Source organism: Marinomonas sp. UCMA 3892 (assembly GCF_012726345.1).
Taxonomy (GTDB): Bacteria; Pseudomonadota; Gammaproteobacteria; order Pseudomonadales; family Marinomonadaceae; genus Marinomonas.
In genome coordinates, this window is sequence record NZ_PTXN01000007.1 from 263,381 (window position 1) to 279,594 (window position 16,214).

A 16,214-nucleotide genomic window follows, 5' to 3' on the forward strand; every position below is an offset into this window, starting at 1 on the left:
ACCTATTTAGCAAAGCGCTAAAAAGATTTAGATCATATTTTTAGTATTATTGTACTTTATAAGGTTTTTTTGTTCGGACTGTCGTATTAAACGCGACATAATACGAATAATTATTGAAGTTGGAGGGGCATCGTGAATCAAGTCGTTAATAATCTAATTGGTTTGTTAAAGTTAGAGCGAGTATCGACTACTCAGTTCATTGGTCGTAGTCAGGATATCGGATTTCCAAAACTTTTTGGTGGACAGGTTATAGGTCAAGGTTTGAGCGCAGCGACTCAGACGGTAGAAGGGCGATTTCCACACTCTCTTCATTGCTACTTTTTGCGTCCAGGAGATTCTTCTCACCCTATTGAATATGAAGTAGAAAACGTTCGCGACGGGAGAAGTTTTAGTGTTCGACGAGTCATTGCTTCGCAATTTGGTAAAAGTATTTTAGCCATGACGGTATCTTTTCATATTGAGGAAGAAGGTTTAGCTCATCAAGATGCTATGCCTAATGTTCCAGGACCTGAGTCATTTAAGTCGGAATTATCACTCTATCGGGAACATGCTGATGAGATTCCATCTAAAGTACGAGATTTATTCACGGCAGATCGCCCCATTGAGTACCGAATAGTAGAAAATCAAAATCCATTTCGTCCCCGTCCGGGAATTGCGAAGCGCCATATGTGGATTCGTAGTGTGTCTGCTCTGCCTGATGATGCGTTAATTCATCAATCTATGCTGGCTTACACAACAGACTACGGTTTTATTGAGACTGCCTTGATGCCCCATGGCATTTCAATTGGTAGCCCTTATCTTACTGCTGCCAGTTTGGATCATGCTATCTGGTTCCATCGTCCATTTAGATTGGATGAGTGGTTGTTGTATGTTGCGGATTCGCCATCGGCAAGTTCCGGTAGAGGATTTGTTCGCGGGCAAATTTTCAATCAAAAAGGTGAGCTTGTAGCATCTACTGCTCAGGAAGGTTTGTTGCGTTACTCCAAATAGGAGTTAAGGCTTGTGTTGCTTTAATGCCCAGACAATGTGCTCTTTCACTAACTCAGAAGAGTGAGAGAGTGCATTTTCTAGTGTTTGAATAGTTGCTTCATTGCTTGGTGCATTGCCAAGTGCGACAGCGATATTACGGCGCCAGTTTTCAAATCCCGTGCGGCGAATTGGGGAGCCTTCAGTATTTTTTAAAAAGCTTGCTTCGTCCCATTCAAACAGCTCAATCAGATCGGCACAATCCAAATTGTGTCTTGGTTGAAAGTCATCTTCTTGCGTGTACTTGGCAAATTTTGTCCAGGGGCAAACTAGCTGACAATCGTCACAACCGAAAATTCGGTTGCCCATTTTGCTGCGTAATTCTTCTGGAATGGGACCTTTATGCTCAATGGTTAGATAAGAAATGCACTTTCCTGCATCAAGCACCCAAGGTTCCACAAAAGCATCGGTTGGACACTGAGTTAGGCAGGCTGTACAGCTTCCGCAATGTCTAGTTTCAGTTGGTTTGTCGACAGGAAGTGGCAAGTTAGTAAATATTTCACCGAGTAAAAACCAGCTACCGGCCTTTGGTGTTAGCAAAAGAGTATTTTTGCCTATCCAGCCCATGCCAGCTTGTTCGGCAATTTGTCTTTCCAGAATTGGCGCACTATCGACAAAAGCTCTGTAGCCATGATCGCCAACTTTTTGCTCTATCTTCTTGGCTAATTGAGTTAGACGTTTACGAATCAACTTGTGATAGTCCCGTCCTAATGCATAACGTGCAATATAGGCCTTGTCTTTCGTTTTCAGTCTTTCGACTGTTTCGACCGATTGGGGAAGGTAATGCATACGAAGTGAGATGACGCGACGTGTTCCCGGGTGGAGTTGTTCTGGATAAAAACGCATGTCGCCATGGTTGGCAAGATAGTCCATACCAGCATGGTATTGGTTATTCAGCCATTCATTGAATTCGTCTTTGTATTGCGCAAGATCAGGCTCAACGATTCGAGCTTCGGCGAATCCTAACTCAATGGCCCATGATTTGATGTCATCAGCAAGTTGGTTTAATTCTTTTGGACTGGATAAAGACGAAGGAAGCAAGGGAGTACCAAAACATTAGACGCTAGGCTAAAAGCAGCCTAGCGTGAAGAACAAGAAATTAATAAAGCTGAGAGTCACCTTTAACTACATCCATCAATAGTTTGATGAATTTACGGTCGGCTTCCGTATGTTCTTCTTGGATTTTAATGGTTGTTTGATTTGATACTTCTTCAGCAATGCGCTGGTAAGCATTTGGTTGGTTAATATTTTCTTTAGCGATACGGACTAATTCCCCAGCGAGTTCTGGATCCATAAGCATCTTACGAAAACAGCGCAAAAATTCATCAATAACTCGTTGTTGGTTAAGCTCATTAGCCATGATAAAACTCCTAATCAATTTATGTCGCTATGACACCATGAAGCGTAGGTTAGAGCAAGTTTTTATACACTTTGTGTTGACAAATCTGAGGCGCAAAGACAAAATGAAACGCTATATAATTCGACAACACCCTGTCGATGACTCCTTTTTATGGGCCACTAGCTCATCTCAGTCAGATTCGTTCTGATAAGCACAAGTGTAGAATGACGCAATATTGTTGTCCTATACTTCTCCTCGCGAAAAGACGCGGGCAGTGTAAAAACTGCGATTTCTTGCGTTTGAGTGTTTCTTACTTTTAGATAAATGTTCCTTATTTTTAAAAGTTACCTCAGTTAGTTTAGCAAACTTCGTTCTATCAACTTTAATCTGCTTGTCTTATGCGGTTACAATAGCTGCACTAAAATTAAAAGACAGATAAATACTATAGAGGGTAACAAGGTGGAGTTATTATCCGGTGGTGAAATGATCGCCCGCTTCCTCAAAGATGAGGGAGTTGAATATATCTATGGTTATCCAGGTGGAGCCGCACTTCATATTTACGATGCCTTGCATCGTCAATCTGATGTAAAGCATATTCTGGTTAGGCATGAACAAGCTGCAACGCATATGGCTGATGGCTATGCACGCGCTACGGGCAAAGCTGGTACGGTTCTCGTAACGTCGGGCCCAGGTGCAACCAATACGGTTACAGGTATTGCGACGGCTTATATGGACTCTATTCCCATGGTCATTATTTGTGGTCAGGTTATGAGCTACCTGATCGGCGAAGATGCGTTCCAAGAAACCGATATGATTGGCGTATCACGTCCAATCGTGAAGCATAGCTTTACGGTTAAGCATCCTTCTGAAATTCCTATGATCATGAAAAAGGCATATCACATTGCTAGTACGGGTCGTCCTGGCCCAGTTGTGATTGATGTGCCAAAAGATATGACCATGCCAGGTGATAAGTACGAATACAAATATCCAGAATCTGTTTCTATTCGTTCTTATACTCCGCCAACCAAAGGTCACAGTGGTCAGATTAAAAAAGCAGTCGATCTGCTGTTAGCCGCTAAGCGTCCAATCATCTATGCTGGTGGTGGCGTTATTATGGGCGGTGCTTCTGAGTTGCTGGTGAAACTGGCTAAGTCTTTAAACGTGCCAGTGACTAATACTTTGATGGGCTTGGGTGGATACCCAGGAACAGATAAGCAATTCGTTGGTATGTTGGGTATGCACGGTGCATACGAAGCGAACATGACTATGCATCACAGCGATGTCATTTTAGCTGTTGGCGCCCGTTTTGATGACCGCGTGACGAATGACCCTGATAAGTTTTGCCCAGGTGCAAAAATTATCCATATTGATATTGATCCCGCTGCTATTTCTAAAACCATCCGTTCAGATGTGCCAATTGTTGGTCCTGTTAGTCAGGTTTTGGAAGAGATGCTGTCTTTGGTTGAAGGTCAAAGTTCAAACACTGAGGCGCTTGTTGGTTGGTGGAAGCAAATCAATGAGTGGCGTTTGGTGCATGGCGGTCGTTATGACACTAGTAGCGAAAAAATTAAACCTCAAGCAGCGATTGAAGCGTGCTGGCGTGCCACGAAAGGTGATGCATTTGTGGCGTCTGATGTAGGTCAACATCAAATGTTTGCTGCTCAGTATTATAAATTTGACAAACCAAATCGTTGGGTTAACTCTGGTGGTTTAGGCACGATGGGTTTTGGTCTTCCTGCTGCAATGGGCGTGAAGATGAATTTCCCTAAAGAAACTGTAGTTTGTGTAACGGGTGAAGGCAGTATTCAGATGAATATTCAAGAGCTTTCCACCTGCTTGCAATATGGTTTGCCGGTTAAGATTTTGTGTTTGAACAATGGTTATTTGGGCATGGTTCGCCAGTGGCAAGATATGAACTATGAGGGTCGTTACTCAAACTCCTATATGGATTCATTGCCTGATTTCAAAATACTGATGGACGCTTATCGTCACAAGTATGTTGAAATCCGAACTAAAGATGAACTCGATGCCAAGATGGAAGAAGCGTTTGCAATGACAGATCAGTTGGTCTTCATTAACTGTTACGTGGATCCAGAAGAGCATGTATATCCGATGCAAGTGCCTCGCGGCTCTATGCGAGATATGTTCTTGAGCAAGACGGAGCGTACCTAATATGCGACATATTATTTCTGTATTGATGGAAAACGAGCCGGGTGCTTTGTCGCGAGTAGTTGGTTTGTTCTCACAGCGTAACTTTAACATCGAATCATTGAACGTAGCGGCAACAGATGATCCAACCTTGTCTCGTCTTACATTGACGACATTTGGTTCAGATCAGGTTGTAGAGCAGATCACCAAACAACTTAATAAGTTGATTGATGTGGTGAAGCTGGTGGACTTGACTGAAGGTCAGCACATTGAACGTGAATTGATGCTGGTTAAGGTTCGTGCTACCGGTGCGCAGCGCGCTGAAGTGAAACGTACAGTTGATATCTTCCGTGGCAACATTGTTGATATGACACCGTCTATTTATACGATTCAAATCGTTGGCGAGTCAGATAAACTAGATGGATTTCTACAAGCGTTGGGCGGTGCTCATTTGCTTGAAGTGGTTAGAACTGGTGTATCTGGTATAGCTCGCGGTGAAAAGACACTGTCTTTGTAATCGTCTAGTATTTTTGTAGTGGTCACCAAAAAAGTCGCGCTTGCACGCGGCTTTTTTTATGCGTAAATGATGGGTATTAAGTGAGGGGTAAATGGATAAAACGAATTGGAAACTACTCAAGTTGCTAGAGCAGAATGGCCGTTTGACCTACGCAGAATTGGGTAAAATGGTTCATCTGACTGCACCTGCGGTCGCAGAGCGAGTTCGAAAGTTAGAAGAGTCTGGTGTGATTACTGGCTACGGTGCAAAAATTAACCTAGAGAAAGTAGGAATACCTATAACAGCCTTAGTTGAGTGTCAGGTTTACCGAACCAAAGAGCGGGAATTTAAAGCATTAGTACTTAGCTTGGATGAAGTTATCTCTTGTCATAATGTGACAGGACCTTATGCTTTTGTGCTTAGGGTTGCGGTACGTTCTATGTCTTTATTGGATGAATTGTTAGAGCGTTTAATTGATTTGAGTGACACTAATACCATGATGGTGCTTTCAACCCCAGTTTCACGAGAAATGCCGGTGAATATTGAAAAAGGAGCTGAAGCTGATATCCATTAGGGTTGTTGGGCAAGCTTTATAGTTGTCTTTGCTTGGCGTGGCCATTGGCTAATAATCATCCCTGTCATAATAAAGCCACAACCAACCAAAGCACGAGTTGAAAGGATTTCCTCCATAAATATCCAGCCACCTAATACGGCAAATACCGCTTCAGATGAGAGAATAAGAGCGCTGATACTAGGCGAAACATTTTTTTGTCCTAGAGTTTGCAGTGTGAAAGCGATACCTGATGAGGCGACACCAGCGTAGACCAACGGCCACCAAGCCATTTTAATGCCTTCAAGCGTTGGTGTTTCTAATATGGAAGCGGTGATAGACGCTAATATTGTTGCAATGAAGAACTGAACGATAGAAAGGGGCAAAGCGGATACATATCGAGATAAGTAACCTATCAGCAACACATGTCCTGTCCAAAAAAGAGTACCTAGTAATTCTATTGCATCGCCTTTGTTGATGGATAGGCTTGGTCCAACAGTCAGGCTGTAAAGACCAACTAACGCGAGACCAACTCCAATCCAGGTGTGTATTTCAGTTTTATGGCCGAGCATAAGTCCCAGTATCGGTACGAACACAATGTACATGCTAGTGATGAAACCTGCGTTACCAGCTGTAGTGTATTGCAAACCAATTTGTTGGCATGTAAAACCCAAGAACAAGCAGCTTCCTGCAGCGAGTCCCCCTAACCAAAGTTTTCGATTACTTTGAGATTGCTTTGGTTTAAAAATAAACAATAAAGGTAAGAGTGATAAGGTTGCTAATAGAAAACGCATAGCATTAAAGCTGTGTGGCCCAAGGCTTTCCATGCCAACACTTTGGGCAACAAAGGCAAAGCCCCAAATGGCGGCGGTGGCCCATAAAAAAATATGTGCAATAGACATAGCTAACCTCAGGTCATTAATAACGAAGTGACTATTTTACTGAGTGAAGGTCAGTTTCCACAGGTGAAATAAAAAGTTATTCAAGTGCTTGGCTTTGGATAAAAAAGTAAATTTAAGGTTTTACTTTTGCAATACCTAGGGCAACTAATTGATTTTCAAGCATCTTAATATATTCACTTTTTTATCATCTAAAAGGTTAAAAAATAGGCTGACAGACGAATTATTTGGCTGTACAGTTGCGCCAAATTTCAGGGTGAACTTTCACTGTTAATTTAGATCATTTTTAGCTCAACCTTAAGAGAATTTATTGCTATGACATTTAGTGTTTGGTTAGCAACTGCGCCGTTGTTAATGTTGCTGTCTTTAGGGCCTGGCCCAAATAATTTTACTTCTATGCACAATGGTATTCAGGTTGGCGCGACTAAAGCTGTTATTGCTGTGGTTGGTCGAAATCTAGCTTTTAGCATCTTGATGTTAATTTCCGCGCTAGGTTTAGGGGCTATTATTGTTTCTTCTAGCTTTTGGTTTAGTGTTATCAAATGGTTCGGTGTCGCTTATTTGTTTTATGTTGGCATCAAAACCTGGCGCAGTGCTGCTATGGTGCTTGAGGAGCATGAAAGCGAAGTGGGAATCAAGGCGAAACGTGGACACCTTGCGAGAATGCGCCAAGAGTTTTTAGTAGCGATCGGCAATCCTAAAGCTGTATTACTTTTTACTGCTATTTTTCCGCAGTTATTGGATCTTAGTCAGCCTGTTCCTATGCAGTTTTTCTGGATGGGATTAACCTTTTGCTGTACGGAGTTTATTGCGGCTTATATTTACGCGATGAGTGGAAAGCAGATTCGCCGTTTGATTCGCAGCCCTAAAGGTATGAAAAACCTTAACCGCGGAATGGGCAGTGTGTTCGTTTTGGCGAGTGCTTTTTTAGCAACGGCAACACGTTCTTAAAAAGTTTGTAGTTTAATTTAAATAAAAAAGGTGACGCTAGGTCACCTTTTTTTATTTTTTACATTTTGTGTTTTAGCTTAAATAACTTTTTAGCTGTGTTCTTTTAAGAACTCTTCGCTTAGGTACAACTCTTCGTTACTGTTTACTTTTACATCACGGTCTAGAATCATTTTCGCGATTTCTTGCGCTTCTTCTAGGGAATGCATTTCGTAAGTGCCGCATTGGTATTCGTTCAACTCTGGAATGTCAGATTTGGCTTTTACTTTCAATACGTCTTCCATTGCAGCTTTCCAAGAAGCAGCAACAGTTTCTTCTGAAGGTGTGCCGATCAAACTCATGTAAAAACCAGTACGACAGCCCATTGGCGAAATATCGATAATTTCGACGTTGTTACTGTTTAGATGGTCACGCATGAAACCAGCAAACAAATGTTCTAGTGTGTGAATTCCTTTCTCAGAAAGGATCTCTTCATTTGGCACGCAGAAGCGTAGATCAAAAACTGTGATGTCATCACCTTTAGGTGTGGACATGGATTTAGCTACACGTACTGCCGGTGCATCCATACGAGTGTGGTCGACACGAAAACTGTCTAATAATGGCATAAAAACTCTCCTACTGAACTCAACGGAATCATCGTTGCTTTATAAATGGTGATATCGATTGCCATTATTGTACATGAAGTTTTGAACCTTTGATCGGACTTTTTGGTGATCGTAAATATTCATAACTGAGAGCTAAGCAGAAAGCGATAATAGCAAACAGCATGCTTTGACCAATGAAAAACACCATTAAGCTACAGCTTATTAAGGCAACGATGGCCAATAGTTGGGCAGCACGATTGACCAGTTTGAAAGCAGCAACACAGGTTAATGTGTAAATAAGCAAAAAACTGCCGTTTGTCATTTCGATAAACCATGACATTTTCCAACCAGAGATTTCAGAAAACACAATCGAAAATAGAGTGATTAAACCAACCAGTAATACTGCTTTTTCAGGTGCGCCATTTTTATTAAGTGCTATGAAGGTCTTGGGTAATGCCCCTTGTTGTGCCATAGATTGCACCATACGGGAGAAGCCTAAGATGTAAATGGCCACATTGGCAAAGGCAATGATATAAGCCCCAGCAGCAAAGAATCTGCTGCTGGTTTCTCCCATTAGTTTACTAACCAAAAGTGCTAAGGATTGGCTGTTGGTAACTTCGTCGCCGTAAGTGTGATGCCAAGCAATGAGCAGTACTAAACTTAGGTAAGCAAGAATAACGATGGTGATGCCACCTAGTAATGCTATTGGGAAATCCCTAGTGGGATTTTTGAACTCAGCGCCCATGTGGGCCATAACTTCAATACCTAAGAAACACCAGAATATAACGCCTGTGGCGTATAGTGTTTGTTGCCACTCAACGGCGGTTATGGGAGCTTCAATGACTTGGCGACTGTCCAAGATATCACCAATGAAGCAAAGCCATAAAATAACACCGATCATGACGATGACAATACCTGTTTGAAACCTAGCTGAGGTTTGCATGCCTACGATGGCAAAGAAAAGCATGCCAGCAAGGGTTAATAGACTAAAGGCAAGAATCCATTCATCAGATGTTTTAAAAATAATGGTCAAATACGCCGCTGCGACTTTTATAGCAACAGCAGGACCAACCAATAAAATACTTAAAAACAACCAGCCAACGGCTTTTTCATAACGCGACCCGAACGCTCGTCCAATGTAATGTGATGCCCCGCCGGCGGAAGGGTACTTGGAGCCAAGTAACGCAAAAATAAATGCAATTGGGATAATCATTGTGGCGGTAATTAACCAAGCATAAAAAGCAAAAGATCCTGCCTGAGCAACAGACATGGCTGGTAATATCATCAGGCCAGTACCAATAAAGGTAGTCACCGTCATTGCTATGCCTTGTAGAGGGCCAAGAGTTTTTTGGTATTGGGTCATTTGTTTGCCTGTACTAGTTAAATTCTGTAGCTGCTATTTGTTGTCGCTAAGGATAAAATACTTATATTAGCAATACTCTATACAAGTTGACCCCATTAAGGCGCATTTTGCCGGAATGACCGTCAAGTTGAACGACTAATAATAAAAGGGGGTTTGGGTGGCTGATCATTATGATCAAAAAATATTAGCTTTACTGGTAGACGATGCTCGGCTTTCTGTTTCAGATATTAGTCGGAAGGTCAATTTATCTCGTTCTGCGGTGACCGAGCGCATTCGTCGCATGGAAGATAACCGAACGATTACTGGTTATCATGCCCATACTTCCGTTTCAAAAGAGGAGGGGGTTAGTGCGTATATCGCTCTGACATTTCGACCTTTATCCTGTGAGCAAGTACTACCTTTAATTGGTAGTATTCCAGAAGTTAAATTGGCTCATTCCATTAGTGGTGATCTTGATCTGCTACTATTAGTGCAAGCGTCATCAATGGATAGAATGAATGAAATACGTGAGAAAATGGAGACGTGGCCTAATTTGCATAAAGTGGTGACACATATGTGCCTCGCTAAGCGCCTAGATCGTTGGTAAGTCGAACTCATCGGTAAATACGGTATTGATTGGATGAACGTATCCCAAAATGGAGAGTCTTCTGAAAAGGTTAAACTTAAGGGAAAGGTGGTCTAGTAAGGCAAAATCTTATGATGATCTGGTGGTTTTAGCTCTACTTGGTGCCTTGTGTGGCTTGCTAAGCGGTCTTTTGATGGCATTTTTTTATGCCGTGATTTACTTACCTGCTCGATACTTTATTGGTGCTGATTTTGATTCTTTTGAGTCCTTGCCTGTTGAGTGGCGTGTTGGACTTTCTTTAGCTGCTTGCATTATTTTAGCGTTGCTTTTTACCTTGCTGCCGAACCGACTGCATAAAGTAGGTGTGCCTTATGTTGTTGAACGCCTTAATTACCATAATGGTAATTTACCAGTATGGAATGGTGTTGTGCAGTTTTTTTCAGCAGCAATAGGTTTGGCTGGTGGGCTTTCGATTGGTAAAGAAGGTCCTGCTGTGCACCTTGGGGCGACGCTTGGCGGCTATTTAGCAGAAAAAGCAAAATTGCCTCAATACGGTGTCGAAACTCTATTAGCTTGTGGTGTTGCTGGGGCCATTGCTGCGGTATTTCAAACTCCTTTAGCAGGTGTTTTATTCGCATTTGAAGTGATTTTTCTGGAATATCGTCAGCGTTATGTATTGCCAGTCTTGTTATCTTCTGTCATTGCTACCTTGGTAAGCCACTATGTCATCGGGCCTCTGGATATTTTTAGTGTTGAAAGAGTTTCTTCCGTGCTGCTTTCTACAGATTTATTTGTTGCTTGTTTTGTTCTAGTTATTTTCATTGTATTTCTGTCAGCTTTATTTCTTCATACGCAAAAGAATCTTTGGCGATTCAGTGGTGTGTCTGTTTGGTGGCGCTTTTTCTTGGTAGCAGTAGCCACATCTTTGGCGGCTGTTTATTTGCCAGAAGCGTTAGGCAGTGGTTATCTTTCTCTCTCTCGTTTGTTATCCGGTGATTTGATTTTATATTCTTTGTTTTTATTGATTCTGATTAAGACTGTATTAACTGCTTTTACCATTGGCCTGGGGATTCCGGGTGGCATGATAGGGCCGACTTTTATTATTGGTGGATTGGCGGGTGTTCAGGTTGCTTTGGTGTTTGATAATAGCGTAGCGGATGTTGCTTTATTCGCCTTATTGGGTATGGCTGCTATGATGGCTGCCAGTTTTCAAGCTCCTTTGACGGCATTGGTGGCTATTATAGAGATGACTCATTCGTCTGAGGCGATTGTTCCTGCTTTGTTTGTCATTGTCTTTTCCTGTTTGTTAATGCGTGTATTTTTTCATCAGGAGTCTGTGTTTGTCGAAAGATTGAGTTTTATGGGAATGTCTTCGACTATTAGTCCCTTTCAGCGCTATCTGAGACACCATACGGTGAAGCCTGTTGCTGAGATGGTTTTATTTCTTCCTAGAGTGGTGTCAATTGAGAGGGTGAAAGATTTAGCGTCAAGTATGGTAGACTATATTGTTTTCGAGATTGAAAACGAGCGGCGTTTGGTTCGTAGAATGGCTGTATTGGATGCATTAGCAAGCTTAGATAAAGGCCCTCAGTTATGGCTTGTTGAAGAGGGGGATAGATTGAATATGGACTTGTCTTTGGCGTTAGATTCGACACTTGTTCCTGTGATAAGCGAACCGTCCTCATTAGAGGCTATGTTGGACTGGTTTCAAAAGACCGGTTTGCCCGAAGTGCTGGTGGCTGTCTCTAATACTTCTTTTAGCTTGGTTTCTAGACATCGTCTCGATCAATTTTTATTAAAAAGTGACTAGTGGCTCTTTTTTTAGTGTGTAAGCAGTGGCTAGTTCTTTATTGACGTTTTTTGGCCAGTAATGCTTCATGTGTTGAAGATTACTTGCTTTTGTAAATTATCCGTTATGGAGTTTGAGTAAATATGAGTCGTTCAGAAGATCTATACGCACGTGCCCAACACCGAATTCCTGGAGGCGTTAATTCTCCAGTGCGAGCTTTTAATGGTGTGGGCGGTACGCCTATTTTTTTCCAACGTGGAGAAGGAGCTTATGTTTATGATGAAGATAAAAAACGTTATATAGATTATGTGGGCTCTTGGGGGCCGATGATTTTAGGTCACTCTCACCCGGATGTGTTGGATGCAGTTAGGCAGCAATTAGATTTTGGACTGAGTTTTGGTGCGCCAACAGAAGTCGAAATCACTATGGCGGAAAAAGTATGTGAGCTTGTTCCTTCTATGGATATGGTACGCATGGTGAACTCGGGTACTGAAGCCACTATGAGTGCGATTCGTTTAGCTCGTGGTTATACTGGACGAGATAAAATCGTCAAGTTTGAAGGTTGTTACCATGGCCACTCTGATTCTTTGCTAGTAAAAGCAGGCTCAGGTGCATTAACGCTTGGTGTACCAAATTCTCCAGGTGTTCCAGCGGATTTAGCGCAACATACCATTACTCTGCAATACAACGATATTGAAGAAGTCAAACGCTGTTTTTCTGAAATTGGGGATCAAATTGCTTGTATCATTGTCGAACCTGTAGCTGGCAACATGAACTGCATTTTGCCGGTTGAAGGGTTTCTTGAAACCTTACGCAAAGTGTGTGATGAATCTGGTGCAGTATTGATCTTTGACGAAGTTATGACTGGGTTTCGTGTTGCATTAGGCGGAGCTCAAGCTCACTTTGGTATTGTTCCTGATTTGACAACGTTAGGTAAAGTTATTGGTGCTGGCATGCCTGTTGGTGCTTTTGGGGGAAAACGTGAAATCATGGAGCATATTTCTCCATTAGGCCCTGTTTACCAAGCTGGTACCTTATCAGGTAATCCAGTTGCTATGGTGGCAGGTTTGGCTGTTTTGAATAAAATCAGTGAAGAAGGCTTTCATCAGACCTTGGGAACTAAAGCGGATCGTCTTGTGTCTGGATTGAAGCAAGCGGCTGATAATGCTGGGGTGCCTTTTTGTGTAGTAAGTGTTGGAGGAATGTTTGGTTTCTTCTTTACTGAAGCAGAAGTTGTTGCGACTTTTGCGGATGTTCAAAAGTGTGATTTAAGTAAATTTAAAGCTTTCTTCCACTACATGCTAGAAGAGGGAGTGTATTTTGCTCCTGCTGCGTTTGAAGCGGGATTTATCTCACAAGCTCATACAGAAGAAGATATTGATTATACAATAGAAGCTGCTAAGCGTTCTTTTGCTAAGCTAGTATAAATAACTTGTGAAATAGGAAGGTTGATAACATGTCTATTGACGATGTGAAAAAATCACCGGTTGATGAAATTGAAGACGTAGATGTCGGCGATGAGAAAAAGCAGCCGCACAAGGGGGTGTATCTATTACCCAACTTGTTTACAACAGCCGCGCTTTTTTCGGGGTTTTACTCGATTATTGCGGCAATGAATGAAAATTTTACTCATGCTGCTGTCGCGATATTCATTTCGATGATATTTGATGGTCTCGATGGGCGTGTTGCTCGCTTAACTCATACTCAAAGCGCATTTGGTGCAGAGTATGACTCGCTTGCGGATATGGTTTCTTTTGGTATTGCTCCAGCGTTAGTGGTATTTACTTGGTCTTTGGCGCCACTAGGCAAAATTGGCTGGATTGCCGCTTTTATCTATGCGGTCGGCGCGGCCCTTCGTTTGGCTAGGTTTAACACTATGCTTGGTGTAGAGGAGAAACGTTACTTTACCGGATTGCCAAGTCCTGCTGCCGCAGCTCTTGTGGCTGGTGTTATATGGGCGGCCAATGATAAAGGGGTTACTGGTGAAAGTATGGCAACGATTATGGCTTTGCTTGTACCTATTACCGGTTTACTAATGGTTAGTAATGTGAAATATCGCAGTTTTAAAGATCTTAATTTAAAAGGGCGAGTGCCTTTTGTTGTGCTTTTAATTGCCGTATTGGTTTTGGTGTTAGTTGCCTTAGAACCCGCATTGGTGTTGATGAGTGTTTTTTGTCTTTACGGTTTATGGGGTGTGCTAGGTATCTTTTTTGAGAAATTGCGCTAAATTTTTCTAAGATCCTTTGTAATAAATAAGAGCCTACTGTTGTCTAAGTCAGTAGGCTCTTTTTGTTTGAACGTTCAAACAGGTTTGCTGTCAACTATATGAATGACATGTTCTATGGGGAAAGCTATGTTAATTAAAAATAAGAAACAGTCGGATTGTTCTGAGCTCGAAGTGACCGATCAGTCCGTATACCTTAATCGTCGTCAGTTTATGAAAGTCACTGGAGGGGTTGCGCTTGGTATAGGGAGTATTGGTAATGTCACGGCGGCGCTTCAAGATGGTAACCCTTTATCTCCTTCTTCCTCTCTCAAATCTTCATTTGCAAATATTGCTGAAACCTCTTTTGGTAAAGAAGAAAAAATTTCCCCCTTCGATGTCGCTTCTTCTTACAATAATTTTTATGAGTTTGGCTATGGTAAAAGCGATCCGAAGGAACGAGCTTCAGAGTTTAAAACATCACCTTGGACTATTACAGTAGAAGGTGAAGCTGGAAAAACGGGTATTTTTGATCTGGATGATATTATCAAGGAGTCCATGTTAGAAGAGCGTATATATCGCCTTCGTTGTGTTGAAGCATGGTCTATGGTGATTCCTTGGGTGGGGATTTCGCTGGCAACTGTACTAAAGAAATTTGAACCTAACTCTAAAGCTAAATATGTTTACTTTGAAACTTTGTATGACCCTAAACAAATGTCGGGTCAACGTGGTGGTGGTTTAGATTGGCCCTATCGAGAAGGTTTGCGTATTGATGAGGCAATGAATCCGCTAGCGTTTTTAGCTGTTGGCATGTACGGGAGTATTTTGCCAAATCAAAATGGTGCCCCAGTGCGCTTAGTATTACCTTGGAAGTATGGTTTTAAAAGCATCAAGTCTATTGTCAAAATTCGTTTTGTTGAGACTATGCCAGAAACCACTTGGAGCATGTTGGCGCCAAGTGAATATGGGTTTTATGCAAATGTGAATCCAAATGTAGATCACCCGCGATGGTCTCAGAAACAAGAAAGACGGTTGCCAGGTGGTGTGCTGTTTCCTAATGTTATTGAAACTAAAATGTTCAATGGCTATGAGGAAGAAGTGGCAAGTCTCTATAAAGGCATGGACTTGAAAAGGAACTATTAGCTTGAAGATTTATTGGGATCGCAAAGAAAAACCCTATATCTTGATACTGTTTTGTCTGCCTTTTTTATGGATGTTTTTTTCTCTATTAATGGGGCAATATTTTCCAGACCCAGGCAAGTTATTAATGAGATTAAGTGGTATATGGGCTTCTGTTTTTGTTGTTGCTGTTATGTCTATGACATTAGTAGGGAAAATTAAACCACTGAAAGTGATAAATCGTTATCGTCGCTTTATCGGTTTAACCACCTTTTTTTATGGCTTGCTCCACTTTGTTATCTACTTGGTTTTATTTGCCGGATTAAGCTGGACTTGGATAAGTTCAGATTTGGTTGAAAAGCCATATATTTATGTTGGTGTGGCAGCTCTGTCTATTATGGCTGTTTTAGCTATTACTAGCACAAAAAGAATGATGTGTGCTTTGGGGAAAAAGTGGAAGCCTTTGCATCGCTTGATGTACCTTGCAGCTATTGGTGTTATTGCCCATCTATGGTGGCAAGTTAAAGATGACATCTCATTAGCTGTTTATTTTTCCGTTTTTTTAGTTCCCTTATTAATAGTGAAAATCCCTACGCTACCAACCTATAAAAAACTTTTTAATAAAAAATGAAAAAAGAGCTTGCGCTAAAACTTCTAGGCTGTATTATACGCCTCCACTGACACGGACAACGACGCAAACAAGAGTTTGCCACTTACTAAGCTAAGACGTTGAACGATGCATCAGACGCTCTTTAAAATAGATAATCAGATAATTTGTGTGGGCGCTCGCTGGAGGCTTCAGAAGGTTGTCCGGATTAGTTTTTAACTGATTCGAGATGATCAAAAAAATTGAAGTCTTGCGAAACGTCTAACACGTCAATTCGCTTTATGTTGTTTTGTTGTTCTTCGGGGCGATGGAATGATTAAGTTATTGTTAGTGTAATAGATTTTGAGTAAGCAAACTTTTTAACTGAAGAGTTTGATCATGGCTCAGATTGAACGCTGGCGGCAGGCTTAACACATGCAAGTCGAGCGGTAACAGGGGAGCTTGCTCCTGCTGACGAGCGGCGGACGGGTGAGTAACGCGTAGGAATCTACCTAGTAGAGGGGGACAACATGTGGAAACGCATGCTAATACCGCATACGCCCTAAGGGGGAAAGGAGGGGACTTTTCGGAGCCTTCCG

General features: G+C 41.9%; 16 protein-coding genes and 1 rRNA gene. 12 read left to right on the forward strand and 5 right to left on the reverse strand.

The features are described from left to right. Positions 1-132 precede the first annotated feature (132 nt). Positions 133-990 carry an acyl-CoA thioesterase II gene (locus tag B6N13_RS11950; RefSeq protein ID WP_169459466.1) on the forward strand — a complete coding sequence of 286 codons (858 nt, stop codon included), beginning with the start codon at positions 133-135 and terminating at the stop codon, positions 988-990. Between the two features lie 3 nt (positions 991-993). Here the strand turns inward: B6N13_RS11950 and queG are convergent, their stop codons facing one another. Both queG and B6N13_RS11960 read right to left on the reverse strand, forming a co-directional pair. Beyond that, complete coding sequence (queG, locus tag B6N13_RS11955; protein WP_012069031.1) at positions 994-2,067, reverse strand: tRNA epoxyqueuosine(34) reductase QueG; 1,074 nt, start codon at positions 2,065-2,067, stop codon at positions 994-996. 58 nt (positions 2,068-2,125) lie between these two features. After that, positions 2,126-2,386, reverse strand: a complete 261-nt coding sequence (locus tag B6N13_RS11960; RefSeq protein ID WP_012069032.1) for a hypothetical protein — start codon at positions 2,384-2,386, stop codon at positions 2,126-2,128. A gap of 438 nt (positions 2,387-2,824) precedes the next feature. Here B6N13_RS11960 and B6N13_RS11965 point away from each other — a divergent pair, with 438 nt between their 5' ends. The 3 genes from B6N13_RS11965 to B6N13_RS11975 all read left to right on the forward strand — a co-directional run bounded on the left by B6N13_RS11965 (position 2,825) and on the right by B6N13_RS11975 (position 5,583). After that, positions 2,825-4,537, forward strand: a complete 1,713-nt coding sequence (locus B6N13_RS11965) for an acetolactate synthase 3 large subunit (protein WP_012069033.1) — start codon at positions 2,825-2,827, stop codon at positions 4,535-4,537. 1 nt (position 4,538) lies between these two features. Continuing rightward, on the forward strand, positions 4,539-5,030 hold the full coding sequence (ilvN, locus tag B6N13_RS11970; RefSeq protein WP_012069034.1) for an acetolactate synthase small subunit: 492 nt from the start codon (positions 4,539-4,541) through the stop codon (positions 5,028-5,030). 91 nt (positions 5,031-5,121) lie between these two features. Beyond that, on the forward strand, positions 5,122-5,583 hold the full coding sequence (locus B6N13_RS11975; RefSeq protein WP_012069035.1) for an Lrp/AsnC family transcriptional regulator: 462 nt from the start codon (positions 5,122-5,124) through the stop codon (positions 5,581-5,583). Here B6N13_RS11975 and B6N13_RS11980 read toward each other — a convergent pair. Next, positions 5,580-6,461, reverse strand: a complete 882-nt coding sequence (locus tag B6N13_RS11980; RefSeq protein WP_169459467.1) for a DMT family transporter — start codon at positions 6,459-6,461, stop codon at positions 5,580-5,582. The genes B6N13_RS11975 and B6N13_RS11980 overlap by 4 nt on opposite strands. Before the next feature lie 312 nt (positions 6,462-6,773). On the opposite strand from B6N13_RS11980, the gene B6N13_RS11985 reads away from it, so the two are divergent. Further along, positions 6,774-7,409, forward strand: coding sequence for a LysE family transporter (locus B6N13_RS11985; RefSeq protein WP_169459468.1), 636 nt, complete (start codon positions 6,774-6,776; stop codon positions 7,407-7,409). Between the two features lie 89 nt (positions 7,410-7,498). Here the strand turns inward: B6N13_RS11985 and luxS are convergent, their stop codons facing one another. Both luxS and yjeH read right to left on the reverse strand, forming a co-directional pair. Then, complete coding sequence (gene luxS, locus B6N13_RS11990; protein ID WP_012069038.1) at positions 7,499-8,011, reverse strand: S-ribosylhomocysteine lyase; 513 nt, start codon at positions 8,009-8,011, stop codon at positions 7,499-7,501. 64 nt (positions 8,012-8,075) lie between these two features. Then, positions 8,076-9,353 carry an L-methionine/branched-chain amino acid transporter gene (yjeH, locus tag B6N13_RS11995; RefSeq protein ID WP_012069039.1) on the reverse strand — a complete coding sequence of 426 codons (1,278 nt, stop codon included), beginning with the start codon at positions 9,351-9,353 and terminating at the stop codon, positions 8,076-8,078. Positions 9,354-9,510: 157 nt separating this feature from the next. On the opposite strand from yjeH, the gene B6N13_RS12000 reads away from it, so the two are divergent. The 7 genes from B6N13_RS12000 to B6N13_RS12030 form a co-directional block, all read left to right on the forward strand. Further along, the gene (locus tag B6N13_RS12000; protein WP_012069040.1) at positions 9,511-9,939 is read left to right on the forward strand and encodes an Lrp/AsnC family transcriptional regulator; all 429 of its coding nucleotides are present in this window, start codon (positions 9,511-9,513) and stop codon (positions 9,937-9,939) included. Positions 9,940-10,111: 172 nt separating this feature from the next. Next, positions 10,112-11,728, forward strand: a complete 1,617-nt coding sequence (locus B6N13_RS12005; RefSeq protein WP_248280312.1) for a chloride channel protein — start codon at positions 10,112-10,114, stop codon at positions 11,726-11,728. Positions 11,729-11,850: 122 nt separating this feature from the next. Then, positions 11,851-13,134 (forward strand): glutamate-1-semialdehyde 2,1-aminomutase, encoded by a 1,284-nt coding sequence (gene hemL / locus B6N13_RS12010; RefSeq protein ID WP_169459469.1) that lies wholly within the window; start codon positions 11,851-11,853, stop codon positions 13,132-13,134. A 29-nt stretch (positions 13,135-13,163) separates the two neighbouring features. Beyond that, positions 13,164-13,934 carry a CDP-diacylglycerol--serine O-phosphatidyltransferase gene (gene pssA / locus B6N13_RS12015; RefSeq protein WP_012069043.1) on the forward strand — a complete coding sequence of 257 codons (771 nt, stop codon included), beginning with the start codon at positions 13,164-13,166 and terminating at the stop codon, positions 13,932-13,934. Between the two features lie 126 nt (positions 13,935-14,060). Next, positions 14,061-15,053 (forward strand): protein-methionine-sulfoxide reductase catalytic subunit MsrP, encoded by a 993-nt coding sequence (gene msrP / locus B6N13_RS12020; protein ID WP_169459470.1) that lies wholly within the window; start codon positions 14,061-14,063, stop codon positions 15,051-15,053. 1 nt (position 15,054) lies between these two features. Continuing rightward, positions 15,055-15,660 (forward strand): protein-methionine-sulfoxide reductase heme-binding subunit MsrQ, encoded by a 606-nt coding sequence (locus B6N13_RS12025; protein ID WP_248280313.1) that lies wholly within the window; start codon positions 15,055-15,057, stop codon positions 15,658-15,660. 336 nt (positions 15,661-15,996) lie between these two features. Continuing rightward, positions 15,997-16,214, forward strand: a 16S ribosomal RNA gene (locus B6N13_RS12030); the annotation flags it as partial.